The organism is Phyllobacterium sp. 1468, assembly GCF_031455525.1.
Taxonomy (GTDB): Bacteria; Pseudomonadota; Alphaproteobacteria; order Rhizobiales; family Rhizobiaceae; genus Phyllobacterium.
Map to the genome: position 1 here is coordinate 159495 of NZ_JAVDSX010000003.1, position 24533 is coordinate 184027.

At 56.1% G+C, this 24533-nt stretch carries 24 protein-coding genes, 1 tRNA gene and 1 other RNA gene; 16 read left to right on the forward strand and 10 right to left on the reverse strand.

Features of this window, described 5'->3' with window-relative positions:
- Nucleotides 1-15 precede the first annotated feature (15 nt).
- The gene (locus J2X72_RS09950) at nt 16-420 is read right to left on the reverse strand and encodes an HIT domain-containing protein (protein ID WP_209999713.1); all 405 of its coding nucleotides are present in this window, start codon (nt 418-420) and stop codon (nt 16-18) included.
- Nucleotides 421-489: 69 nt separating this feature from the next.
- On the opposite strand from J2X72_RS09950, the gene ffs reads away from it, so the two are divergent.
- The 9 genes from ffs to J2X72_RS09995 all read left to right on the forward strand — a co-directional run bounded on the left by ffs (nt 490) and on the right by J2X72_RS09995 (nt 8862).
- An RNA gene (gene ffs, locus J2X72_RS09955) (signal recognition particle sRNA small type) lies at nt 490-586 on the forward strand.
- Nucleotides 587-646: 60 nt separating this feature from the next.
- Nucleotides 647-2500 carry a DNA polymerase III subunit gamma/tau gene (locus J2X72_RS09960; protein ID WP_310071385.1) on the forward strand — a complete coding sequence of 618 codons (1854 nt, stop codon included), beginning with the start codon at nt 647-649 and terminating at the stop codon, nt 2498-2500.
- A gap of 16 nt (nt 2501-2516) precedes the next feature.
- Nucleotides 2517-2840: a YbaB/EbfC family nucleoid-associated protein gene (locus J2X72_RS09965; RefSeq protein ID WP_106664546.1), complete on the forward strand. Its 324-nt coding sequence runs from the start codon at nt 2517-2519 to the stop codon at nt 2838-2840.
- A gap of 90 nt (nt 2841-2930) precedes the next feature.
- Entirely contained in the window at nt 2931-3536 is a 606-nt protein-coding gene (gene recR, locus J2X72_RS09970) for a recombination mediator RecR (RefSeq protein ID WP_209998089.1), read from the forward strand.
- Nucleotides 3537-3546: 10 nt separating this feature from the next.
- Nucleotides 3547-4791 (forward strand): lytic murein transglycosylase, encoded by a 1245-nt coding sequence (locus tag J2X72_RS09975; RefSeq protein ID WP_405044687.1) that lies wholly within the window; start codon nt 3547-3549, stop codon nt 4789-4791.
- Nucleotides 4792-4897: 106 nt separating this feature from the next.
- Complete coding sequence (locus J2X72_RS09980) at nt 4898-5896, forward strand: glutathione S-transferase family protein (RefSeq protein WP_310071388.1); 999 nt, start codon at nt 4898-4900, stop codon at nt 5894-5896.
- A 124-nt stretch (nt 5897-6020) separates the two neighbouring features.
- Entirely contained in the window at nt 6021-6572 is a 552-nt protein-coding gene (locus J2X72_RS09985; RefSeq protein ID WP_310071391.1) for a MaoC family dehydratase, read from the forward strand.
- The gene (locus J2X72_RS09990) at nt 6572-7732 is read left to right on the forward strand and encodes a CaiB/BaiF CoA-transferase family protein (protein WP_310071394.1); all 1161 of its coding nucleotides are present in this window, start codon (nt 6572-6574) and stop codon (nt 7730-7732) included. Before J2X72_RS09985 ends, J2X72_RS09990 begins: the two co-directional genes overlap by 1 nt.
- The gene (locus J2X72_RS09995; protein WP_310071397.1) at nt 7729-8862 is read left to right on the forward strand and encodes an extracellular solute-binding protein; all 1134 of its coding nucleotides are present in this window, start codon (nt 7729-7731) and stop codon (nt 8860-8862) included. Before J2X72_RS09990 ends, J2X72_RS09995 begins: the two co-directional genes overlap by 4 nt.
- Nucleotides 8863-9163: 301 nt before the next feature.
- Here the strand turns inward: J2X72_RS09995 and J2X72_RS10000 are convergent, their stop codons facing one another.
- Both J2X72_RS10000 and J2X72_RS10005 read right to left on the reverse strand, forming a co-directional pair.
- Nucleotides 9164-9430, reverse strand: a complete 267-nt coding sequence (locus J2X72_RS10000; protein ID WP_310071400.1) for a hypothetical protein — start codon at nt 9428-9430, stop codon at nt 9164-9166.
- A gap of 168 nt (nt 9431-9598) precedes the next feature.
- Nucleotides 9599-10525, reverse strand: a complete 927-nt coding sequence (locus J2X72_RS10005; protein WP_209998076.1) for a transglutaminase family protein — start codon at nt 10523-10525, stop codon at nt 9599-9601.
- A 204-nt stretch (nt 10526-10729) separates the two neighbouring features.
- On the opposite strand from J2X72_RS10005, the gene J2X72_RS10010 reads away from it, so the two are divergent.
- Nucleotides 10730-10927 carry a hypothetical protein gene (locus J2X72_RS10010; RefSeq protein ID WP_310071403.1) on the forward strand — a complete coding sequence of 66 codons (198 nt, stop codon included), beginning with the start codon at nt 10730-10732 and terminating at the stop codon, nt 10925-10927.
- A 12-nt stretch (nt 10928-10939) separates the two neighbouring features.
- Here the strand turns inward: J2X72_RS10010 and J2X72_RS10015 are convergent, their stop codons facing one another.
- Nucleotides 10940-11074 (reverse strand): hypothetical protein, encoded by a 135-nt coding sequence (locus J2X72_RS10015; protein ID WP_310071405.1) that lies wholly within the window; start codon nt 11072-11074, stop codon nt 10940-10942.
- 156 nt (nt 11075-11230) lie between these two features.
- On the opposite strand from J2X72_RS10015, the gene J2X72_RS10020 reads away from it, so the two are divergent.
- On the forward strand, nt 11231-12610 hold the full coding sequence (locus J2X72_RS10020) for an FAD-containing oxidoreductase (protein WP_310071407.1): 1380 nt from the start codon (nt 11231-11233) through the stop codon (nt 12608-12610).
- A 9-nt stretch (nt 12611-12619) separates the two neighbouring features.
- Here the strand turns inward: J2X72_RS10020 and J2X72_RS10025 are convergent, their stop codons facing one another.
- The 4 genes from J2X72_RS10025 to J2X72_RS10040 all read right to left on the reverse strand — a co-directional run bounded on the left by J2X72_RS10025 (nt 12620) and on the right by J2X72_RS10040 (nt 16506).
- Nucleotides 12620-14173, reverse strand: a complete 1554-nt coding sequence (locus J2X72_RS10025) for a DHA2 family efflux MFS transporter permease subunit (protein WP_405044688.1) — start codon at nt 14171-14173, stop codon at nt 12620-12622.
- Nucleotides 14166-15389 (reverse strand): HlyD family secretion protein, encoded by a 1224-nt coding sequence (locus J2X72_RS10030; RefSeq protein WP_310071408.1) that lies wholly within the window; start codon nt 15387-15389, stop codon nt 14166-14168. Before J2X72_RS10030 ends, J2X72_RS10025 begins: the two co-directional genes overlap by 8 nt.
- Nucleotides 15382-15846 (reverse strand): MarR family transcriptional regulator, encoded by a 465-nt coding sequence (locus tag J2X72_RS10035; RefSeq protein WP_310071410.1) that lies wholly within the window; start codon nt 15844-15846, stop codon nt 15382-15384. The genes J2X72_RS10030 and J2X72_RS10035 overlap by 8 nt, the downstream gene beginning before the upstream one ends.
- A gap of 156 nt (nt 15847-16002) precedes the next feature.
- Complete coding sequence (locus tag J2X72_RS10040; protein WP_310071412.1) at nt 16003-16506, reverse strand: MarR family winged helix-turn-helix transcriptional regulator; 504 nt, start codon at nt 16504-16506, stop codon at nt 16003-16005.
- 131 nt (nt 16507-16637) lie between these two features.
- Between J2X72_RS10040 and J2X72_RS10045 the strand changes: the two genes are divergently transcribed.
- Nucleotides 16638-18161: an MDR family MFS transporter gene (locus J2X72_RS10045; RefSeq protein WP_310071414.1), complete on the forward strand. Its 1524-nt coding sequence runs from the start codon at nt 16638-16640 to the stop codon at nt 18159-18161.
- Nucleotides 18162-18170: 9 nt separating this feature from the next.
- Here J2X72_RS10045 and J2X72_RS10050 read toward each other — a convergent pair.
- Nucleotides 18171-18246 (reverse strand) — tRNA-Thr (locus J2X72_RS10050).
- A gap of 268 nt (nt 18247-18514) precedes the next feature.
- On the opposite strand from J2X72_RS10050, the gene J2X72_RS10055 reads away from it, so the two are divergent.
- From J2X72_RS10055 to J2X72_RS10065, 3 genes are all read left to right on the forward strand, one after another.
- Nucleotides 18515-19003, forward strand: a complete 489-nt coding sequence (locus tag J2X72_RS10055) for a 2Fe-2S iron-sulfur cluster-binding protein (protein WP_310071417.1) — start codon at nt 18515-18517, stop codon at nt 19001-19003.
- 84 nt (nt 19004-19087) lie between these two features.
- The gene (locus tag J2X72_RS10060; protein ID WP_310071419.1) at nt 19088-21433 is read left to right on the forward strand and encodes a xanthine dehydrogenase family protein molybdopterin-binding subunit; all 2346 of its coding nucleotides are present in this window, start codon (nt 19088-19090) and stop codon (nt 21431-21433) included.
- 12 nt (nt 21434-21445) lie between these two features.
- Nucleotides 21446-22255, forward strand: a complete 810-nt coding sequence (locus J2X72_RS10065) for a xanthine dehydrogenase family protein subunit M (protein WP_310071422.1) — start codon at nt 21446-21448, stop codon at nt 22253-22255.
- 34 nt (nt 22256-22289) lie between these two features.
- Here J2X72_RS10065 and J2X72_RS10070 read toward each other — a convergent pair whose 3' ends face one another.
- A complete protein-coding gene (locus J2X72_RS10070) occupies nt 22290-23252 on the reverse strand; it encodes a nitronate monooxygenase family protein (protein ID WP_310071425.1) in 963 nt (320 codons plus the stop codon).
- Nucleotides 23253-23485: 233 nt separating this feature from the next.
- Between J2X72_RS10070 and J2X72_RS10075 the strand changes: the two genes are divergently transcribed.
- Nucleotides 23486-24529: a hypothetical protein gene (locus J2X72_RS10075; RefSeq protein ID WP_310071428.1), complete on the forward strand. Its 1044-nt coding sequence runs from the start codon at nt 23486-23488 to the stop codon at nt 24527-24529.
- Nucleotides 24530-24533: the final 4 nt, after the last annotated feature.

The window sequence follows — 24533 nt, forward strand, 5'->3', positions numbered from 1 at the left end:
GAATATATTGAGTAGTTAGATAGCCTTCAGTACAGCGTTCGCAAAGGCCTTTGCTTCTTTTTCTTCATAAGGTTCGCGTTTCCCAAAGCCCCAGACTGGTCCGGGCCAGGCGGGATCGCCGCTGTTGCGCGCAATGACATGCAGATGCAGCTGCCGGACAATATTCCCAATGGCGGCTGTATTAATTTTTTCGCAGTTGACCACAGTTTTCAGTGCCTGCGCGGCGATTCCCGCCTCGAAGGTGAGCATCGTCTGATCGAGCGGGGTCATTTCATGGATCTCGCAGATGTTCGGGCGCTGTGGAACCAGGATCAGCCATGGCCAGCGGCGATCATTCATCAGGCGCAGGTCGCAGAGACCTAGTCTCGCAATGGAAAATGTGTCTGCTGCAAGCTTGCTATCGAGTTCGAACATCATGATTTGCGACAAATAGCAGTTTTTTCGGCTATACGCTTGCTTTTTGCGCGTGGATTGCCGATATGAGCCTCGGGAGGTTGGTGGTGGACGAGCCACTCGCCAACCGGGTCAGGTCCGGAAGGAAGCAGCCCCAACGAGCCAGGCACGGGTCGCCGTGCCAGCCTCCCACCCTTTCTTCTTTGTCACCTTGCCTGTGTCAAAGCCGTTATCGGCATTGACGCTGTGGTGCATGGCGGTCCAAACTCGCGCGACGCGAGGAGACCAAAGCAGGAGCGGAATGAACACCATGGCAGACAGCGCCTATCGCGTGCTCGCCCGCAAATATCGCCCGCAAAATTTTGACGACCTGATCGGCCAGGAGCCGATGGTTCGTACGTTGACCAATGCTTTCGAGACGGGCCGCATTGCGCAGGCATGGATGCTGACGGGCGTCCGTGGAGTCGGCAAGACGACGACCGCACGTATCCTCGCGCGCGCGCTCAATTATAAGACGACTGACATCGACAAGCCGACGATCGATCTTTCTGTGCCGGGCGAACATTGCCAGGCGATCATGGAAGGCCGCCATGTCGACGTGATCGAGATGGATGCCGCTTCGCACACGGGTATCGACGACATCCGTGAGATCATCGAACAGGTGCGCTATCGTCCTGTGTCTGCGCGGTACAAGGTCTACATCATCGACGAAGTGCACATGCTCTCCAATCAGGCCTTCAACGGCCTGTTGAAGACTCTCGAAGAACCGCCGCCCCATGTAAAATTCATCTTTGCCACCACGGAAATCCGCAAGGTTCCGATTACTGTTTTGTCGCGTTGCCAGCGCTTTGATCTGCGCCGTATCGACACAAATCTCCTGATCGGGCATTTGCGGAAGATTGCTGGCCTTGAAACAATCACGGTCGACGATGCGTCGCTCAGCATGATTGCCCGTGCGGGAGAAGGGTCGGTCCGCGATTCGCTCTCAATCTTCGATCAGGCCATTGCCCACGGCGCGGGCACCGTGGATGCCGAGTCCGTCCGTTCAATGCTCGGTCTTGCCGATCGAGCTCGCATTATCGACTTGTTTGAGATGCTGATGCGCGGCGATGTTGCGTCTGCCTTGCGCGAATTCCGCGCGCAGTATGATGTGGGCGCAGACCCGAGCGTTGTGCTGACCGATCTTGCCGATTTCAATCATTTGGTGACACGTATCCGCTTCACGCCCGACGTGGCCGATGACATTTCCCTGTCGGAAGATGAGCGGACACGAGGCAAGGATTTTGCAGAGAAACTTTCCATCCGGGTGCTGTCACGCACCTGGCAAATGCTGCTCAAAGGTATAACCGAAGTCGACAATTCCAGTCGGCCCGTGCAGGCAGCTGAAATGCTGCTGATCCGGCTTGCCCATGCTGCCGACCTGCCGACGCTGGACGAGGCGTTGAAATCGCTGGAGGAGGGTGGACCGTTTACCGCGCAGGCTCCCCGCAGTGATGGCCCGCGTCCCGGAAATGGCGGGGGAGCCGTGGCACGTTCCACCGATGCGATCGCTTCGTCGCGTGGTTTGGTCAGCACCAATGGTGGTGCGACGATGCGTCTGGTCGAACCTGCTGAGAGGTCCGAGCCTATCCCTCCACCGGCAATCGAAGAGCCGGCGCCTACGGTACCAGTCAACAGCATTGAGGATATAATCGCGCTGGCGGAAAAGCAGCGTGACATGCAGTTCAAAATCATGGTCAAGAATTGCGTGCGGCTCGTCAGCATAAGGCCCGGTCGCCTTGAAATCAATTTGACGGAAAATGCACCGAAGACGCTTTTGACTGATATGTCGCAGAGGTTGAGCGACTGGACCGGAATTCGCTGGATGGTTTCGCTGTCGCGCGAGCAGGGCACCGCGACAATCAACGAGACCGAAACTGCGAAACGCGACTCGCTTTTAAGCGATGCAAGGTCAGATCCGGATGTCGCGGCTATTCTATCGAGATTTCCGGGAGCGAAGATCATAAATGTGCGCATCGCGGCGCCAGCCGGACAGGCGGACAATGAAATCAGCGAGGGTGCGGCTACGAGTGGTGATACACTGGCACCCATCGAAGAAGACGATTGAACAACAGGAGTTTTCCATGCGTGACATTATGGGCATGATGAAACAAGCCAAGGAAATGCAGGCCAAGATGGCGGCCATGCAGGAAGAAATTTCTGCTCTTGAAGCGGAAGGCCAAGCAGGGGGCGGTCTCGTTACCGTAAAGCTCTCCGGCAAGGGTGCGCTGACGGCCCTCACTATCGATCCGTCGCTCTTCAAGGAAGATGATATCGAGGTCATTGAAGACCTGATCATCGCGGCGCACAACGAGGCCAAGGCGAAGGTCGAGGCGATTATGGCTGAGAAGACGCAGGCCCTTACCGCCGGATTGCCAATCCCGCCGGGATTCAAGCTGCCGTTTTAGCTGCATGCAGGGTTGTGCTTTTCAGCAGCGTGTTCGCTACAGTTGCGTGTGCTGATTTCCTAAAGCGCCAAATTGCTCTACACCCACCCTATGTCGAAACGAATCGCTGGTCCCGAAATTGAACGTCTGATCCAGCTCCTGGCCAAAGTGCCGGGCCTCGGGCCGCGTTCAGCGCGCCGCGCCGCACTACATCTTATCAAGAAGAAAGAAGCACTGCTGATACCGCTGGGTTCTGCCATGCAGGATGCCGCTGAAAAGGTCCGAATCTGCTCGACGTGCGGCAATGTCGATACATCTGATCCGTGCATGATCTGCACTGACCCGCGCCGGGAGCGAGCAACATTGATTGTGGTCGAGGACGTCTCAGATCTCTGGGCGCTGGAGCGTGCCGGGTCGATGAACGTGCGCTATCACGTGCTTGGCGGGCGGATGTCGCCCCTTGATGGCATCGGGCCGGACGACCTCAATATCCCGTCGCTCGTCGGGCGCGTGGCGGAAGGTGAAATCAAGGAGGTTATCCTTGCGGTCAACGCCACCGTCGAGGGCCAGACGACAGCACATTATATTACCGACCAGCTTGCGGGGCTCGACGTTCGCGTCACTCGCCTCGCCCATGGTGTCCCGGTTGGCGGTGAGCTCGACTATCTCGACGAGGGAACATTGACCGCCGCGCTGCGGGCACGGACATCGCTGTAGGGAGAACGTTTTGATCAAAGGCCCGCTAAGATTTGGCATCGTATTGCTGGGGGTATTTCTCAGTTTTTCAGCGGCGGCCGCGTCCAAGCCCGAGATCGAAGCACAGTTTCATACATGGCTCGCCAACGACCTCTGGCCGGAAGCCAAGTCGAAAGGTATTTCCAAGGGGACTTTCGATCAGGCGTTTTCGGGCGTCTCGTTGAATTTTGAACTTCCCGACCTCGTTGTGCCGGGTGAAAAACCACAAACACCCAAGAAGCAGACCCAATCCGAATTCGGTTCGCCCGGCAAGTATTTCAATGACAAGACGATCAATGCGGTTACGTCAGGCGGGACCGCGCGGGCCGGCCAATATTCGCGCATCTTGAAGGCAGTCGAGGCGAAATATGGGGTGCCGGGTGAGATCGTCCTCGCGATTTGGGGGCGCGAAAGCGGCTACGGCAGTGTCAAAATTCCCAACAACGCGTTTACAGTACTCGGCACCAAAGCATTCATGGCGACGCGCAAAGATATGTTCCGGGAAGAGCTAATCGCCGCGCTGGAGATCGTCCAAAAAGGTTATATCGGCGCCGGTAGCATGAAAAGTTCCTGGGCGGGTGCTCTAGGCCAGCCTCAGTTCATGCCGACTTCATATCTCGAACACGCCGTAGACTTCGATGGGGACGGCAAACGTGACATCTGGAATTCCGTACCGGACACGCTTGGTTCGATCGCGCACTACCTTGCGCAATATGGCTGGCAGAAGGGCCGTGACTGGGGTTACGAGGTCAATGTTCCGGCTGGTGTCAGTTGTGCATTGGAGGGTCCTGACCAAGGCAAGCCTTTTGCAGCGTGGGAAAAGTTGGGCATTGCCCGCGTCAACGGCAAGCCATTTCCTTCTAGCGAGACCAAACGTGAAGGCTTTCTGTTGATGCCTGCGGGACGGCACGGCCCGGCATTCATCGTCACCAAGAATTTTTATGTGATCAAGGAATACAATATGAGTGATCTCTATGCGCTGTTTATCGGCCATGTCGGAGATCGTATCTCGCACGGCGCAACAGGCTTTTCTGCCGGTTGGGGCGATGTCGGCGGACTCTATCGTTCGGATATCGCGGGTCTACAGCGCATTTTGGAAAAGAAGGGCTATGATGCGGGTGGCGCGGACGGCTTTCCCGGTTTCAAGACTCGTCGCTCAATTGGTGATTGGCAGGCAAAACAGGGCCTGGCGCCTACCTGCTTTCCCGATAAGGATTTGATCGCCGCAATCAGGTGAACCAACTGTCGCGGGTGCAAATACAGTCTGTCAAAGCTTGCGCGGTTTGCAACCAGGCTGCGAAATGCGATCCTGACATACAATTCGAACGTCAGGAACAACGCAAATGCCAGCTTTGGTCAACGGAAAATGGATCAAGGGCGAAGTAGCCGCCAGCGAAATGAAGGACGGCGCATTTCACCGCGAGGCGACGCACTTCCACAGCTGGATCACAGCCGATGGTGCCCCGGACCCTCAAGGGAAACCGACATTCCCGGCCGAACCCCATCGTTATCAGCTCTTCGTCTCGTATCTTTGCCCATGGGCGTCCCGGACTCTGATTTTCCGTAACCTCAAAGGCTTGCGCGACATAATCCGTATTTCCGTCGCCGAACCGACCATCGGCGAAAATGGCTGGACTTTTGCCAAAGAGCAGGACGCAGGGCCCAAGGCGCCGCCGATCCGTTACCTGCATCAGCTTTATACCGCCAGCGAGCCCAACTATACCGGCAAGGTTTCAGTACCGGTGCTTTGGGATCGCACAGAGGGACGGATCGTCAACAACGAGTCCGCAGATATTATTCGAATCTTGAACACCGCCTTCAACGGCTTGACCAGCGATCGGCAGGATTTCTATCCAGAGCAGTTGCGTCCCGAAGTCGATAAATGGAACGAGCTAATCTACGAGAATATCAACAATGGCGTTTACCGCGCCGGTTTTGCCAAGACTCAATTATCCTACGAAGAAGCCGCGACGGATGTCTTCAAGGCGCTGGACAAGGTTGAGGCGCATCTAGCCGAACATCGATATATCGCCGGTCACCACTTGACCGAAGCGGACTGGCGCCTTTTCGTGACGCTGGTGCGCTTCGACGCTGCCTATCACGGCGCGTTCAAATGCAATCTCCGCTGTCTGAAGGATTATCACAATCTTTCCAACTATTTGCGCGAGCTCTACCAATGGCAGGACGTCCGTAACACCGTGAAGATCGACCATATCAAAGCCGGCTATTACTCCATCGCTCACGTGAATCCGTCCGGTATCGTACCTATCGGGCCTCAAATTGACTTCGAAGGTCCCCACGATCGCGAGCGGTTATTGGGCGAGGGCGTCATCCACAGTTAGGATTTTTAACACTGCCTACCCTTGTCATCTATCCCCATATGTGAAAAGATTATTCACAAGAGAAGATGGGAGGATGACGCATGAGATCGCATAGGCAACGTCTGCCGAGTTGGGCCTTGCGGCCATGACCGATTTAGCGCCCAGCATCGGCGTCTCCTCCACTCATCCGAAAAACATGCCGGGAGACCATGCCGCGCTGCCGGTCTGGAACGCCGAGAACTGGTTTTATGAGGATTGGCCGGTTGGGCAGAAAATCCGTTCGTTGCGCCGGACAATAGCTGAAAGCGACAGCCACCTGTTCAACATGCTGGTTACCGATATTCACCCCTATGTGCAGGACCAGATGTTTGCCGAGAGCGAGGGTATCTTCGGCAAGCGGCTTGTTGCTGGCGCTTTCGTGTTTTCCGCGGGCCTTGGTCTTGTGGCCACCAACTGCGTCAACGCCTTTTCCTATGGCTATGACAAGTTGCGTTTCATCAAGCCGGTCTTTCTCAATGACACGATCTACACCATCCGTACCAATCTCGATAAGCGCCCGCGCTACAAGGAGTTGGGCCTGATCCGGGCGAGCTATGAAGTGTACAAGAACGAGGGTGAACTTGTTCTGTATTGCGAGCACTTGCAGACCGTAAAGTACCAAAACCCCGCTGATTTCGTTGGAAAGACTGAGAAATAATGACTGCCGATAATGAATTGCCGTTGGCGGGCCTGCTTGTCGTCGATATGAGCCAGTTCCTGTCCGGGCCTTATGCTTCACTGCGCCTGATGGACCTTGGCGCTCGTGTCATCAAGGTAGAGCGCCCTGATGGAGGTGACCTCTCCCGCCGGCTCTATCTGAGCGATACGGAAATTGGCGGCGACTCGACCATTTTCCATGCGATCAACCGCGCCAAAGAAAGCCTTGCGATTGACTTGAAAAACGAGGCTGATCTTGCAGCGTTGAAATCATTGCTCGCCAAGGCCGATGTGCTGATCCAGAATTTCCGTCCCGGTGTCATCCAGCGTCTTGGCCTCGACTACGAGGCGGTGAAGGCAATCAATCCGCGCCTCGTCTATGCCAGCATTTCCGGCTATGGCGATGGGGGGCCATGGGTTTCTCGCCCGGGTCAGGATCTCTTGGCGCAGTCCCGTTCCGGACTGATGTGGCTGAATGGCGATGAGAGCCAAGGGCCAGTGCCGTTCGGACTGGCGGTGGGCGATATGCTGGCGGGCGCGTCGATCGTGCAGGGTATTCTCGCCTGTCTTGTCAGGCGCGGCATCACCGGCAACGGGGGCCACATCGAGACAAGCTTGATGGAATCGCTCATCGACTTCCAGTTTGAGGTTCTGACCACACATCTGAACGATGGCCGCCGGCTGCCAAAACGTTCGGATTTCCGCAGTGCCCATGCCTATCTTTCCGCTCCCTACGGAGTTTACCACACGAAGGACAGCTATCTGGCCCTCGCAATGACCCCGCTACCGAAATTGGCAGACCTGCTCTCGCTCGATGATCTGGCCCCCTACCGCGACGTTCCGGCTACATGGTTCACGGCGCGCGACGAGATCAAACGCATTATCGCTGCCCGGCTCGAAAACGAGACCACCGACCATTGGCTCGCCATTCTCGAACCGGCGGACATCTGGTGTGCCAAGGTGCTGAACTGGGAAGAACTTCTGGAAAGCGAAGGCTTCAAGGTCCTTGACATGCTGCAGACCGTGGAGCGCGACGACAATGTTTCGATCCTCACCACACGTTCGCCCATAAGGGTTAACGGTCAGCGAGCGAAGTTTGATCGGGCGGCACCGCGCATCGGCGAACACAGCGAGGCGATCCGCAAGGAGTTTGGCCTATGAGCGCGGTCAAGCTCAAGGGCATGACATGGAGCCATCCTCGCGGCTATGACCCGATGGCGGCGTGTTCAAAACTCTGGAAAGAACAGACGGGAGTCGAAATTGAATGGGAAAAACGTTCGCTGCAGGATTTTGAGTCCTTTCCCGTCGAGCAGTTGGCGCGGGAATATGATCTGATCGTCATCGATCATCCGCATGTCGGCCAGATCACAGCGGAAAATTGTCTTGCACCGCTCGATGTGCCGGGACGTGAAGCGGAGCGACAAGCGCTTTCCGCCGGAAGCGTCGGGCAGTCCTACCCGAGTTATCATTGGCAGGGAAGGCAATGGGCGTTTCCAATCGATACCGCGACGCAGGTTTGTGCGTGGCGGCCTGACCTGCTCGCGGATTCGCCCGCAAGCTGGGACGAGGTAGTGAATTTGGCAAGAGCAGGCAAGGTTTTGTTGCCGCTACGCCCGCCTCATTCGCTGATGACCTTTTATACGTTGAGCGGCAATCTTGGTTCACCGTGTGCAGTCACCGGGCAATTGATTGATCTTGAAAGCGGAATTCGTACCTTCGAAATGATGGGCGAAATTGCGGCGTTGATCGATCCTGCGTGCTTCAAAATGGATCCCATTACGGCACTGGAGAGAATGGGCGAGGCCGGTTCGAACATAGCCTGTTCGCCGTTGATCTACGGCTACGTCAATTATTCCATCGCTGGTTTCAGGCCGAATCTCGTCGCCTTTGCTGATATTCCCGCCGCGGGAGGTGATGGTCCTGCCGGCTCGGCGCTTGGGGGGACGGGCATCGGTGTTTCGGCATTTTCAGCAAATCGCGCCGCGGCCATCGATTTCGCCTACTGGATTGCCGGGGGCGAAGTGCAACGAGGGCTGTATGCGTCAGCGGGTGGTCAACCGGCTCATGCCGACGCTTGGGAAGACGAAACTGTCAATAAGGCGACGACAAGCTTCTACGCAGCTACGCGCAAGACGCTCGAAGCTGCGTGGATGCGCCCACGCCATAAGGGTTACATGATTTTTCAGGAAGCCGCTTCAGATCACCTAAATGCGGGCCTTCTGCAGCACCATCCTGCAAGAAACGTTATCGACGATCTGAACGCACTATTCCGACAAAGTTTCGCCTCGTAAGAGGTCTCTTAAGAGTGCCGGCGCATTTGGCCTGCGCGCCCCCATCGTCCAGGGCAAACACCGATACCTTGCTGGCATTCAGGCGGATTGATCTGGGATGGTTCGGGCTTTCGTGGTGTCCACGTTGCGTAGGAGCCGCACCCGGCCAATACAAAGCTGCTGAACAATAATATGGCAGCCATCACGAATTTCATTTTCCGACCCCCGTCTGCAATCTCCACTGCAAACTCATGTGCCGGAATCATCGGTGAAAGTCAAAGTCGAAGGATATGCGGATGTCTGGTTCTAGAGCGATTCGGTCCTACGCATAGCGCTCGTGTTGATCCCCCTCGCCGCCACGGACGCTCGGATGTGAGTTAATCGCGGTTATCACCGCCAGAGCCGCCAGCGAATTGACATCACGATTGCCGCGATTGAAGGCAGTCATCACGGTTTCCGCGATAACTTTCGCGTCTTCCTCCGAGCTTGATTTAACCACAAGCGTCGCTGCCGCCTTGTTGTAGGCGGCTTGCATGACGTTCCAGTCATCCTGGGAGTAGATCGGCTTTGAAGGATTATCGAAAGGCATAGGACTATTCCTTTCCCGTGGACGAAACGAACCCCGAAAAGGAGGAAAAAATAGCTTCGCAATTGCGGCGTTGCAAATCGAAAAGAATTTACCGGCAGTTGAAAGGGCTTACCGCAGCGCAATATGCGGCTGCCTGCGCTCAAATGTGGCGAACGGCAAATCTGGGTTTTAGACAGTCGGTTCCGTCTGCGATCTTTCCCTGACGGCCCGCGACAAGCGCGACCAGCGCTGACTGAACCACGGGGTTACCAGTGATATTTTCTCGAAGCGTTGACTGGCAAAGGATGGATCGTGTTCTTCAAAGGTCCAGACTTTAAAATTTGTCAACTCATGCGGTCCGAAGGTGTGAATCAATGGAATATCGGCAGCATCCCGGCCGCGCGCCACGACAATCCGCCCGATGCGGCGCTGATTGTGACGGGCGTCGAATGTATGCCATTTGCCGCCGAGATAGACTTCGAACCAGGCGTTGAAATCCATGGGTGCAGGGTCAGCCGGCACGCCGATATCGCCCAAATAGCCGTTCACATAGCGTGCCGGGATATTCATGCAGCGGCAAAAAGCAACGGCCAGATGCGCGAAGTCACGGCAAACGCCGACGCGCTCCTCATGTGCTTGCGCTGCAGTGCGCGTCGATCTGGCAAAGCCATAACTGAAGGTCAAGCGCTGGTTAACGTAGTCGGTGATTGCCTGAACCCGTGTCCAGCCAGGTTTGATGTGACCGAAGAGACTCCACGCCAGATTGCTTAACTCGTCGGTCTCGCAATAGCGGCTTGCCGACAGATACGCCAAACATTCGATCGGCAACTGGTCAACGCTGACTTCGTCTGCATCCTCGTCAATTGGATCGGGCAACCCATCATCCTTGATAACGGTGTCGTATTTCAACGAGAGGTTGCCAGCAGGCGCTAGTAGACGAATGCAGCTGTTTCCGAAAAGGTCGCGAAACGTTTCAAGCTTTGTATCTGGTGTAGCGGTTGGACCACGCTCGCATTGGACGTCCGGTATCCGTTCCGATTCGAGGTTGAGATAGGTCGTCATAGGTGTGGGCTGATTACAGCGAATTGCTATCTCGTAGCCGATACGGATCAACATAGGTATATCCTCTAAAGTTTAGAGGAGAACGCCGCGATCCGGTTCAGGTTCCCCGGCCGTAAATTTTATTGGATGTCGAGCCTCACTCAACGATTCAGCATTTGTTGACCATAGAGCCATAGAATTTGAAACAAATGCGCCGGACGGAAGTTAAGTCCGGAAGATGTGCGGTCAGATTTTTGGTGATGCACAGGAGTGATTGGAATGGTGATGGCTGCAAAACATCCAGGTTCCCGCCCACGCGCAGCGAACGTACTGCGAGAACAGGTCGTTCGCCCGGATTTTCGCCGGGTGGCCGAGACAGCCCGCCCATCAGAAACGGACAGGAATATACCCAAATTGCTGCAGGACCTGCTGGACCGACTCGACGAAGCGGAAAAAGCCTGGAAGAAAACTCGCTGATCTCATAGCGCCCTAATTTCGGACCTGCAGGAGGTTGTCTTGGTAATGCCCAACGCGTTTCGATTTCGCATGGTTGACGAAACTGCCGAAGGACAGTGCGAAGGCGACGAAAATCACGAAAATGATGCCAAGACGCTGAACAAGCATGACAAATGCCCCGTTTGAATTTCCTGAGGATATCGTTGTCGATCTGAACGGCGGCTGAACCCGGCGTTCACTCGGCATTCCAAATGATGACCCGATTTTTACTTTGAACATGGTGCACAGGGTGACGTGGCGCCATTGCTAATCTATGCTGCAGGCATGACCAAAGCTTTTGACGCGATCATCATCGGTGCAGGGCAGGCCGGGCCATCTCTGGCAGGTCGCCTCACGAACGCCGGCATGAAAGTGCTCATGGTCGAACGCAAGCTATTCGGAGGGACATGCGTCAACACAGGATGCATGCCGACGAAGACGCTGGTTGCGAGTGCTTATGCAGCACATCTTGCCCGGCGTGGTGCTGATTTTGGCATCGAGACGGGTGGGCCGATCCAAATCAACATGAAGCGGGTCAAGCAGCGCGCTGACACTGTATCCTTCAATGCCCGTACCGGAGTCGAGAAGTTCTTGCGCGGCATGGAAGGCTGCACGGTTGTGCAGGGCCATGCCCGTTTCACCGGACCGCATGAAATCGCTATCGATGGCGCCGCATTCACCGCCCCGAGGATTTTCCTCAATGTTGGTGGCCGTGCCAATGTGCCCGATATGCCCGGCGTTGAAGACATCGACATCCTGACCAACACGTCGATATTGAGCCTCGATACAGTGCCAAAGCACCTGGTTGTCATCGGCGGCAGCTATATAGGCCTCGAATTTGCGCAAATGTACCGCCGGTTTGGTGCCGACGTGACCATTGTCGAGAAGGGCCCAAGGCTCGTTGCGCGCGAGGACGAGGATGTATCCGAAGCGATCAAGGAAATTTTGGAGGGCGAGGGAATTGCAGTTCGCCTCAATGCGGAATGCATATCGTTTAGACCTCACGCCCAAGGTGCGGAGGTCGGCGTGGATTGCACAGCCGGTTCACCAACCGTTATTGGCTCACATGTGCTGCTGGCAATTGGTCGGCGGCCCAACACCGACGATCTTGGTGCCGACAAGGCAGGTGTAGAACTTGATGAGCGTGGATATATCAACGTTGATGATCAGCTTGAGACAAACGTACCTGGCATCTGGGCAATTGGCGATTGCAACGGGCGAGGTGCCTTTACCCATACCGCCTACAATGATTTCGAGATCGTTGCGGCAAATCTCCTTGACGGAGAAACCCGCAAAGTGAGCGATCGTATCCTCAGCTATGCGCTCTATATCGATCCGCCGCTCGGCCGGGTAGGCATGACGGAGGCCCAGGCGCGCAGGAGCGGGCGGCCATTACTGACTTCCAAGAGGCCGATGACCCGTGTCGGTCGCGCAGTGGAAAAGGATGAGACGCAAGGCTTCATGAAAGTCGTGGTGGACGCGCAGACGCAAAGGATACTGGGTGCAGCCATATTGGGAACGGGCGGCGACGAGGCGATTCACGGCATCATCGATATCATGAATGTGGATGCGACTTATCCTCAGTTGAAATGGGCTGTTCCCATCCATCCTACAGTGTCTGAGCTCATTCCGACGTTGCTGGGAGACCTCAAAGAGGCAAGGTGACGTGCAAACCTATTCCATCACGGCCGCGTGATCTGCAGGAGCGGCGTTCGACGCGGGCTTGCGCAACAGCATGACCAGCGGGATCGATACCAGCGACATGATCATCAACAGCTTGAAATCGTCCATATAGGCGATGATCGTCGCCTGATTTGTTATCATCCCGTCCAGCGCGGCGCGACCAGCCGCCTTCATAGGGTCGAGATTCTGCATCACTGCCGGAGCGTTGAATGCATGGTTGAATGGCGTGACATACGCGGCGATCGACGAATGGTTGCTTTGCACATTCTCTGTGATGAGCGCAGTGACGACAGCAATGCCGACGCTCGAGCCGATATTGCGCGACAGATTGTAAAGTCCGGTGCCTTCGCCGCGCATTGACGCGGGAAGGGTGGCAAAAGCAATCGTCGTAAGCGGCACGAACAGGAAGCCGAGGCCGGCGCCCTGGATGAATCCCACATAGACGATGGTCCACTGTGACACGTCGGGCGTCCAGCCCGTCATGTCGTACATTGCCCAGGCAGTCAGGCTGAAGCCAAGGAACAGCAACAACCGTGTATCGACCTTGCCGATCAGCCTACCGACTATGAACATGCAGACCATGGTACCGACGCCGCGCGGCCCCATGACGATACCGGCAGTGACGACGGGATAGCCCATCAGCGTCTGCAGATAGGGCGTCATCAAGGCGAGCGACGCAAGATAGGTGACGCCTATGACGAAGATAAAGAACATGCTGACCGAAAAATTGCGGTCAAGGAAGAGCCGCGGATTGACGAAAGATTTCTTTGCGGTGAACGTGTGCACAAGAAAAAGATAGAAGGCGCCGGCGCAGATTAGCGCTTCGATCTGAATTTCAGCGGAAGAGAACCAGTCGAGCTGTTCGCCGCGGTCTAGGAAGAGCTGCAGCGTTGCGATAGCAAGGCTCAAGGTGCCGAAGCCGAACCAGTCGAGCTTGGCGCTCACCTCTTTCGTCGTTTCGGAAACAAAGGCGACAATACCGAAAAACGCCAGCATGCCGATGGGCACATTGATATAGAATACCCAGCGCCAGCTGATATGGTCGGTGAGCCAACCGCCGATGACCGGTCCGAGCACTGGACCGACCATCACCGACACGCCGAAAAGCGCCATGGCCCGGCCGCGATCTTCCACCGAATAGATGTCGAGCAGAATACCTTGCGACAGCGGCACGAGCGATGCGCCGAAGAGGCCCTGCATCAGCCGGAAGACGACGATTTGCGGCAAGGACTGGGCGAGGCCACACAGGACCGAAGCGGCAACAAAGCCGACGATGGCGGTCAGAAGAACGTTTTTGCGGCCGAAGCGAGCGGCAAGAAAGCCCGACGGCGGCGTCATAATGGCGGCGGCGACGATGTAGGAGGTGAGGACCCAGTTGATCTGGTCAGCACTCGCCGAGACACTGCCCTGGATATAGGGCAGCGCCACATTGGCGATCGTCGTGTCGAGCGCTTGCATGATCACCGCGAGGATGACACATGCGGTTATCGCGCCACGGTTGGCGATAACCGGCGCGGCGCTGGGGTTGGCGATGGTATTAGACATGACCCTTGCTGCCGAAAAGATCGACGACGTCCGTCATGAAAGATGGGAGGCCGCGCGCATGACCTGTATCGACACTTACAGTGACACTCATGCCCACCCGCAGTGGCGGCTTACCCGCCATGTCATCTATGCTGACGAGCATGGGAATGCGCTGCACAACCTTCACCCAGTTGCCGGTGGTGTTCTGGGCGGGCAGCAGCGAAAAGCTGGAGCCTGAAGCCGGGCTGATGCTGGAGACTGTACCCTTCCACTTCACGTCCGGATAGGTGTCTACGCTGATGGCGACTGTCTGGCCAGGACGCACATAGGTGAGCTCGGTCTCTTTCGGGCTCGCAGCGATCCACATATGCGTTGTCGAGACGAGACTGAAACCAGCCTGCGACGCTTGCAGATAGGCGCCGGTCTGCAGAGAGCTCACATTGGTGACGATACCATCAAACGGGGCACGGACAACCGTGTGATCGAGATTGCGCTGGGCATTGTCGACAGCTGACTGCTGCTGCAGATAGGAAGGATTTTGCTCAACGGGTTGATCTGCGTTGCCACCCAGCTGCGCCAGGGTTGCCGCCGCTTCTGCCTTGGCAACGTCGACCTTTTGCTGGGCGGCGTCGAGATCGTGCTTGGCCTGATCATAGGTCGCGCGAGACGCGAAGGAGCTTGCATTCAGGTCCTGCTGGCGCTGCAACGACTTTTCGAAGAAAGGAATATCGGCTTCAGCCTGGGTAATCTCCGCCAGCGATTGCTTGTAACTCGCTTCAAGATTGAGAACCTGATTGCGGACTACGCCAAGCTGCGCCTTCGCGCCCGCCAGTGCGATGGTGAAGGGAGAGGCATCGAGCCGGAACAGGACATCGCCCTGCTTGACCTGCTGATTGTCGCGGACATCCACTGACTGCACGATACCGGACACATCGGTGGAAACACCGACCATGTCGGCTTGGATATAGGCGTTGTCGGTCGACATGACCTGACCGCCAGTCGCATAGAAATAGCCGCCAACAATCAAAAGGACCGGCAAAAGACCAAAAAGTAGCGGGCGCTTCAAGCTGCGCCGCGGGCGCGCCGGGGCGGGAGCCGCAGCGGGCGCAGTTTCCTTGGCCACAGGTACGGCAGGCACCGTTTCGATGGTCGTATCGGGCTTTTCCATTGCCGGGTCATTGCGGCCGGCGTTGTCCGAATTGGCAGGTATCCGCAAGGAAGGTGAACCGTCAGCCATGATTTTTCTCTCTGTCCTCGACCGGCGTTTGGCATGCGTCGATCAAATTTGTCTTCATAAGGGTCAGTGTTCGAATGAGATGTTCGCGATCTGCATCCGGGACATTGGCGAGCGCTTCAGAGCGGGTGAGGTCTGCAACACGGCGAATGCCGTCGAGAAGGGGTCTTGCCTCTTCGCGAGAAAACAACAGCCGGATACGTCGGTCAGTCGGATGTTTGCGGCGCTCTATGAGGCCGCGTTCCTCGAGCTTGTCGAGAATGCGAACCAAAGTGATCGGTTCTACCTCCAAAAGCTCGGCCAGACCCGCTTGGTGGATTCCCTCGTTTTTGGAGAGATATGCCAGTGTCTGCCATTGCGACCGCGTAAGGCCCAAATCCTTTGCACGCTGCTCGAAACGCCTGCGCAGCAGGCGCGCGACCTCGTGCAGGAGAAAGCTCAGTGTTGGTGCATTGTCCATGAGGAAATGTTAAACTCATAAGGATGCTTATAACAGTCACGCATATAGCAAGGGTGCTAGGGGATTTAAAGGTGATAGCTCGCCGCAGGCAGAAAAAAACTGTGTAGGCCCTTCAACATGTTGTGAAGAAATCCGCGTCTGCTCGACGAAGGTGTTTCAATCCTTGCGCAGCAGGAACGTCTGCTCGTATCCGCTGATGAATCTGTCAAAAAGCGTCGCGAAGGCTTCGACATCCGTGGGGGGCCAGTCTTGCACGACCCCCTGCACGACAGCGAGTTTCTGAGCCTTGATTTCCGCGACCAACTTCCGGCCTAGCCCTGTTATGACGACCACGATGCGCCGCGCGTCCGCTTGGGAAGCTTTACGGCGCAGGACACCCCGCGTGACCATTTCCGCGACGATACGGCTGGCGCGGGAGGGATCGATGCGCAAGATTTCGGCGATCGCACCAACGGTTACTTCGCCTGCCGTTTCCGCTCGTCTCACGGCATCAAGAACATCGAGGTGCGAGAGTTCCAGGCCAGGCGCAACGTTCTGAACTGCAAGGCGGCCAATCAGCCGCCGGCCGACCAACAGGCGCATCCGGGTCATTACCTGACCGATATGCACAATGTCTTCGTGATAGGTTTGATCGTCGGCTTCACGTTTATGTGTCGTCATGGCGTCCGTCGTATTCTTGACCACACTGATACTGCAAAGCATCCAAATATGCAAACAGCATTACCGTGCTGTTGACAATTATGTGCTAATAGCACACTTATCTCTGTAATCAAGTTCGGATACCCTGATCAATGGATATGCATGCACCGCCCGCGCCGCTAGTGACGGACCACCGTCTGCGGCTTATCATCTTCTTTTTCCTGAGTTCGGCCATGTTCATGGCGACGCTCGACAACCAGATCGTCTCGACTGCCTTGCCGACAATCGTCGGCGAGTTTGGCCATCTGGAACGCTTCGGCTGGATCGGATCCTCATATCTGCTTGCGTCGAGCGCCGTCATGCCGATTTACGGCAAGTTGGGTGATCTCTTCGGGCGCAAATATGTGATGATGACTGCCATCGCGATCTTCACCATTGGATCAGCTGTGTGCGGTCTCGCCGTGTCGATGAACACGCTGATCGCAGCGCGGGTGCTGCAGGGGCTCGGCGGTGGTGGTATCATGGTATCGATCTTCTCCATCAACGCCGATCTTTTCGAACCGCGAGAACGGGCGCGATATCAGAGTTATTCAAGCCTTGTCCTCATGGCTTCCGGCGCAATCGGTCCGGTACTCGGCGGCACGATGAGCGATCTTTTCGGCTGGCGATCGATTTTTCTGGTCAATATTCCGGTTGGGATCATCGTCCTGCTCGGCCTGTTCACCATGCTTCCCTATCGCAAGCCCGAACGCAAGCCGAAGATCGACTATGCAGGCGCAATATTACTGGCCCTGACCACAAGCAGTATCGTGCTCGTAGCCGACAGCTCAGAGCTGTTCGGTTCGATAATATCGGTCCAGAGTGTTAGCATTATTGCCTTCGGCATCGTGTGCGCCACGAGTTGGGTGTGCGTTGAACGTCGAGCAGTAGAGCCCATCGTCCCGCCAACACTTTTCCGAAATCCGACTTTCTCGCTGCTGCTGGTGATCTCGATCACCAGCGGTGCCATTGCTATCGGCATGGTCAATTATTTTGCGCTGTTCCTACAGACGACAACGGGCCTGTCGCCTTCGCAGGCGGGTCTGTTTTTCATCCTTTTGACTGGAGGTATTGTCTGTGGGTCTCTCTTAGGCGGGCGGCTGATCTCGACGACCGGTCGCTACAAACCGCAATCCATAGCCAGTCTTTCTTTGAGCTTTCTCGCCTTCATGTTGTTCACGCAGGTTCAGGCGGGAACGCCCGTGTTCTTCATAGGCATCCTGATGGCCATGCACGGCATCGGTATCGGTCTTGGACAACAGGTTCCGGTGATCGGCGTGCAAAACGCAGCCGACAGCCGGGATGTCGGGGCCGCGACGGGGGCGGTGACACTTTCGCGCATGGGCGGAGCCTCCATCGCCATTTCCATTTATGGCGCTATCGTTGCAGCAAACCTTTCCCGTGTCGGCGTCACCATCCCTGGGGTCAGCAACATTGAGCAGTTGACGCCGAAAATGTTGGGTGCGTTGCCGGAAGCAGCACGACAAGCGGTTGCCGATAGTTATGCTGCAGCGTTCACACCGCTTTTCCTGACCTCGGCGGGCTTTGCCATCACTGGATTACTGGCAGCGTTCATGCTCAAACCAGTGCTGCTGCCAACCGCAGGGGCTGTGAACAAACCGAATGCAGCTGAATAATGCGCGAAGTGGTGCCGCATAGGTGACTCGAACACCTGACCCCATCATTACGAATGATGTGCTCTACCAACTGAGCTAATGCGGCAGGAAAAGAACTTCCCGATCCTTCAAAGCGGCCATCATGATGTGCCAGCGGATGTCGCGCCTGATACCTTCATTGGTTTGCAAATGCAAGCCTAGAGATGCGTGCGTATCGTCAAATTACCCGTCGCCAATCACCCTTGATCCACACATATTCGGCAAATTAGAATTTTTCTATTTTGACGATAGACAAGTGCGCAAGAGCAGTTAATCTTCTCCCTACCACATGACGCCCGGAAGAGGCACCTGCGTCAACGTTCTGGGAGGAACCTATGGCCAAAGTGGAATTGTTCGTGAATGGACGCGCCGTCACAGGCGAAGCCGAAGACCGCACACTGCTTGTGCACTTCCTGCGTGAAAATCTTGGGTTAACTGGCACGCATGTCGGGTGTGACACGTCGCAATGCGGTGCATGTGTCGTTCATGTCGATGGCAGGGCGGTCAAGTCCTGCACAATGCTGGCGGCCCAGGCCTCCGGCTCGACGGTCACGACGATCGAGGGCCTGAGCGCCAGTGGAGAACTCCATCCGCTTCAGGTCGCGTTTCGGGAAAATCACGCGCTTCAATGCGGGTTCTGCACACCTGGGATGATTATGACTTCGGTCGATATGATACGGCGCCACCCAAACGGGCTCGATGAAGCAACTGTGCGGGATCAGCTCGAAGGCAATATTTGCCGCTGTACCGGCTATCACAACATCGTCAAGGCCGTGCTCGACGCATCGGACAAAATGGGCAAAGGCGCTGTCAAAGCCGCCTGAATCACTTGGATTTTCAGTTTTGTAGCCGGTGGCTTGGAGGTCAACTTTTCCAGGCAAACGCGCTCGCGACAGGGAGACGAAGCCATGGGTGTTGAAGGTATCGGAGCAAGTGTTCTTCGCAAGGAAGACAGAAGATTTATCACTGGCAAGGGCCGCTATACTGACGATATGTCCGTACCGGGCATGAAACATGCTGCCTTCGTGCGCAGCCCCCATGCCCACGCGAAAATTACCGGCATCGATGTTGAAACAGCCAAGAAGATGCCCGGCGTCATCGGCGTTTTGACCGGGGCTGAGCTGAAAGCGGACGGGATCGGCAATCTCATTTGCGGCTGGATGATCCATTCCAAAGATGGAACGCCTATGAAGATGGGCGCTTGGTCGCCGCTTGCCACCGACACGGTGCGTTATGTTGGCGATGCGGTTGTTATCGTAATTGCTGATACGAAGGGGCAGGCGCGCGATGCTGCCGAGGCGGTCGACGTGTCATACGAAGAGCTTCCGGTTGTTGTGAAGACTGCCGAAGCCCTGAACGAAGGTGCGCCGCAACTTCATGCGGAAGCGCCCGGCAATCTGATTTTCGACTGGGACATCGGGGATGAAAAGGCCACGACGGATGCTTTCGCAGGCGCTGCCCATGTCACCAAGATGGATATTGTCAATGGCCGCCTTGTTCCCAATGCGATTGAACCGCGGGCAACGCTCGGTGTCTACGACGCTGGAGAAGATCACTATACGTGTTGGACAACGTCTCAAAATCCGCATGTCGCTCGCTTGGTTCTGAGCGCATTTTATAATGTGGCGCCGGAGAACAAACTACGCGTCATCGCCCCAGACGTCGGCGGCGGCTTCGGATCGAAGATCTTCATTTATCCTGAAGAACTCATTTGCCTCTGGGCATCGAAAAAGACCGGCGTTCCGGTCAAATGGGTGGCTGACCGGACTGAAAGTTTCCTAGCGGATGCGCATGGCCGTGACCACGTCACCCACGCGGAACTAGCCTTTGACAAAGACAATAAGATCCTTGGTCTGAAAGTTCAGACGATCGCCAATCTCGGCGCCTACATGTCGCTATTCTCGAGTTCCGTGCCGACCTATCTATATGCCACGCTTCTCTCCGGCCAATACGACATTCCGGCGATCCATGCCAATGTTAAGGCAGTTTATACCAACACCGCGCCCGTCGATGCCTATCGCGGAGCCGGACGGCCGGAAGCAAGCTTTGTGCTTGAGCGCATCATGGAAACCGCGGCGCGCGAATTGAAGGTTTCTCCGGCAGAGCTTCGGCGGAAAAATTTTGTCCGTACTTTCCCGCACCAGACGCCGGTAATCATGAACTATGACGCGGGTGATTTCGACGCGACCCTCGATGCCGCGCTGAAGGCTGCCGATTATGAGGGGTTCGAGAAGCGCCGCGAGGAGGCCGCCAAGCGTGGCAAACTCCGCGGTATCGGATTGAGCTGTTACATCGAGGCCTGCGGTATTGCGCCTTCCGCCGCAGTCGGCTCTCTAGGTGCAGGCGTGGGTCTGTGGGAGAGTGCTGAAGTCAGGGTCAACGCGATTGGCACGATCGAAATTCTTACCGGCTCCCATTCGCATGGGCAGGGACATGAGACAACGTTTGCCCAATTGGCTACCGAGCGTTTTGGTGTTCCGATCGAGAGCGTTTCCATCGTTCATGGCGATACTGATAAAGTACAGATGGGGATGGGGACCTATGGCTCGCGTTCCGGCGCAGTCGGAATGTCAGCCGTCGTCAAGGCTTTGGATAAGGTGGAGGCCAAGGCAAAGAAAATTGCTGCCCATCTCCTCGAAGCAGATGAAGCCGATATTGAGATCAAGGATGGTGATGTCAGAGTCGCTGGCACCGACAAGTCGCTGCCATGGTTTCAGGTGGCGCTCGCGGCCTACACTGCCCACAACCTTCCCTCCGGCATGGAGCCGGGATTGAAAGAGGGTGCATTCTACGATCCATCCAACTTCACCTTCCCAGGCGGCTGCCATATCTGCGAAGTGGAAGTCGATCCCGAGACGGGGGTGACCGAGATAGTTCAGTTTGTTGCTGCGGATGATTTCGGCAAGATCATCAACCCGATGATCGTCGAAGGACAGGTTCACGGCGGACTGGCTCAAGGCATCGGGCAAGCACTGCTTGAAGGCACGCATTATGACGATACGGGGCAGCTGCTAACTGCAAGCTTCATGGACTACACCATGCCGCGCGCGCAGAACCTGCCGTCGTTTAACATCATGACGACGGAAACGCCGTGCCCGTCCAATCCACTCGGCATCAAGGGGTGCGGCGAGGCGGGAGCCATTGGTTCGCCCCCCGCCGTGATCAACGCCATCACCGATGCAATCCATAACAACAATCTGACCATGCCGGCGACACCGCAGACTGTATGGAATGCCATCCAGGCTGCGAAGTGAGGGGAAATCATCATGTATGAGACACAGTATCATCGCGCTGCCTCCGTTGAAGAGGCTGCAAGACTGATGGGTGAAGCCGAAGATGGTAAATTCCTGGCTGGTGGAATGACCCTGATTCCAACCATGAAACAGCGTCTGGCGTCGCCGAGCGATCTTATAGATCTCAGGAGAATCGAAGCGTTGAAAGGCGTCACGGTCGATGGGCGCAACGTGCGGATTGGCGCGGTCACGACACATTACGATGTCTCGACCAATGAGGAACTCGCCAAGATATGCCCGGCTATTAGCAATCTGGCTGGCCATATCGGCGATCCGCAGGTGCGAAACATGGGCACGATTGGCGGGTCGATCGCCAACAACGATCCGGCTGCTGACTACCCATCGGCGCTATTGGCGCTCGATGCGACGATAATCACCAGCCAACGTTCTTTGTCCGCATCAGATTTCTTCATCGGCCTGTTTGAAACTGCGCTTCAGCCAAACGAGATTATTGTGGCTGTGGAATTCGTTGGGCCGGATAGGGCGGCTTACAAAAAATTCCCAAATCCAGCTTCACTTTATGCAATGGCCGGTGTTTTCGTGGCCAAATCGGGCGATAATATCCGTGTGGCTGTAACAGGCGCAGGCGAGGGCGGCGTTTTTCGTCTCAAGGATGCAGAGACAGCACTCGCCGGAAACTTCAGCCCCTCGGCGCTGGATAGTCTCGCGGTGGATCCGGACGTACTCCTATCCGACATGCATGCTTCTGCCGACTATCGCGCCAATCTGGTCAAGGTCATGGCGAAGCGCGCTGTCGCGGAGATCACGAACAGGCCGATGTGAGACGGACATCCCTCGTGATTTGGCGGCAGCATCGCTAAGCTGCACAAACCGCCGTCTTTGCTGCGTCATATTCCCGCTCAAGGCGGGCGACGAGACTGGCTGCCGGAGCGATTTCCTTAACGGCCGAAATGCCTTGGCCGCAGCCCCAGATGTCTTTCCAGGCCTTGGCGCCGGTCGTTGCTGCCTCGAAGTCCATTTTGGAAGGGTCAGCCTCTGGCAAATGATCCGGATCCATTCCGGCCTTGGCTATTGACGGCTTCAGATAGTTTCCATGAATCCCGGTGAAGTAATTCGAATATACGATATCGGAAGAATTGGAGCCGACAATCATCTCTTTATAGTCATCGCCAGCGCGCGCTTCGGTGGTGGAGATGAAAGGCGAGCCGATATAGGCAAGGTCGGCACCCATGGCCTGCGCCGCCAGAATGGCGCGGCCGGTCGCGATGGCACCCGACAGCAACAAAGGCCCATCGAACCATTCACGGATTTCCTGGACAAGCGCGAACGGAGAGAGCATTCCCGCATGGCCTCCCGCACCTGCTGCGACCGCTATCAACCCATCCGCGCCTTTGCGAATAGCCGAATTGGCATGGCGGTTGTTGATGATGTCGTGAAGGACAATACCACCATACGAGTGGATGGCCTCGTTCACCTCCGGCACCGCTCCCAACGATGAAATAACGATCGGAACTTTGTATTTGACGCACATCATCAAATCGTGTTCGAGCCGCTTGTTCGAGCGGTGTACGATCTGATTCACGGCAAAGGGCGCAGCTGGGCAGCCCGGGTTTTTCTCGTCGTGACTGCGTAGGTCTTCCGTAATCTCTGCGAGCCACTCGTCGAGCTGTGCTTCGGGGCGGGCATTCAAAGCCGGAAAAGATCCAACAATTCCGGCCTTACACTGGGCGAGCACGAGCGCTGGATGTGAGATAATAAACAATGGAGCACCCACCACCGGAATTCGCAGCTTCGACTTCAAGATATCCGGCAAGGCCATTGTCTATCTCCAAATTTTGACGTTAGCGTAAACGTAACTTTCATACCAGAGCCCATGCATTCGGGGCAAGTGAAAGGTAGGTGATATTATGAACGAGCGCCGATGCAGGGTTTCGAACAATAGCGTTGATAATTCGAAACGGCCATCATTGCGCCGCGCGAGTCTTGAATAAGCAGCGAGATGCGTTATGGCTAGCCAACCATGGGAGCCGTGTTGAAGGGATAATCGTCGAGTTGGAAGCAATCGAGCAAGCGATCAGGAATGCGTTGGCCAAGGTCGACGTCGGAAACCCTGCGATTCGGCAGAAGGTTTACGAATCGGCTTGGGGAGCCCATGAGCGTTCGCTTGCGGCAAACGGGGCGTTGGATGATGGGCAACGGGACGAACGCCGCGAACGGCTGAAGGACGCAATCACCAGGATCGAAAAAGAAGTCCAGACAACGGGTTCGATAGCGCCTCCAGTGCCTGCGCCAGTTGTTGAAAGGCGTGAACCAGTGCTTTCGCAGTCTGCGACGAGGATTGAACCTACGATTGATGTTGGACGGAAACCTGACTTTGACGCACCGGAACTGATATCCGATGCGCCTGTCACTGCCGACAATTATCGCCCGGACCGCCTGCGCCCACGGCTGAAGCGAAACACGGAACGCAAAAAGGCGAGCGGCCTAACCAAATTTGTTATCATTCTTGCCATCCTGGCCCTAGCGCTCGGTCTGCTCTGGCTTGTTGCTTCCGGAATTATCAATTCAAAGCCGTCCAGCATCCCGCCAAGCACCGGCAATCCGGCCGTAACCGGTAGCCACGAGCCGCTGAAGGAAGGCGAGTTGTCGCCTGAGGGTAACTGGATTACGATTTTCGATCCGTCCGATACAACGCAGGTATCTGTCGCCGGACGGGCGACGGCCACGATCGGTGGTGATCAGGTAGAGAAGTATCTGCGTATCACGTCGCCTGGTGAAGCCGATGAAGTTAGTTTCCAGGTCGGCCAAGGCGTTCTCGAACAGCTTGCCGGTAAAAACACGATGTTCGATATCGTAGCCAAGAGCGAGGATGGTGCCAGGACGCAAATGGCGGTGAGTTGCGACTTCAGGGATCTGGGTGATTGCGGACGCACGCGTTTCGATGTTTCCGATGCGAGCAGCGAGTATCTGGTGCAGAAGCAATTTCCGGCGGATAAGAAACCGGTTGCGGGCGGCGCGATCAAGATCAATTCGGATATAACCCAAGCGGGAAAGTCGGTCGATATCATCTCGATTCGCGTCCAGGTCACGAATTAGAAGA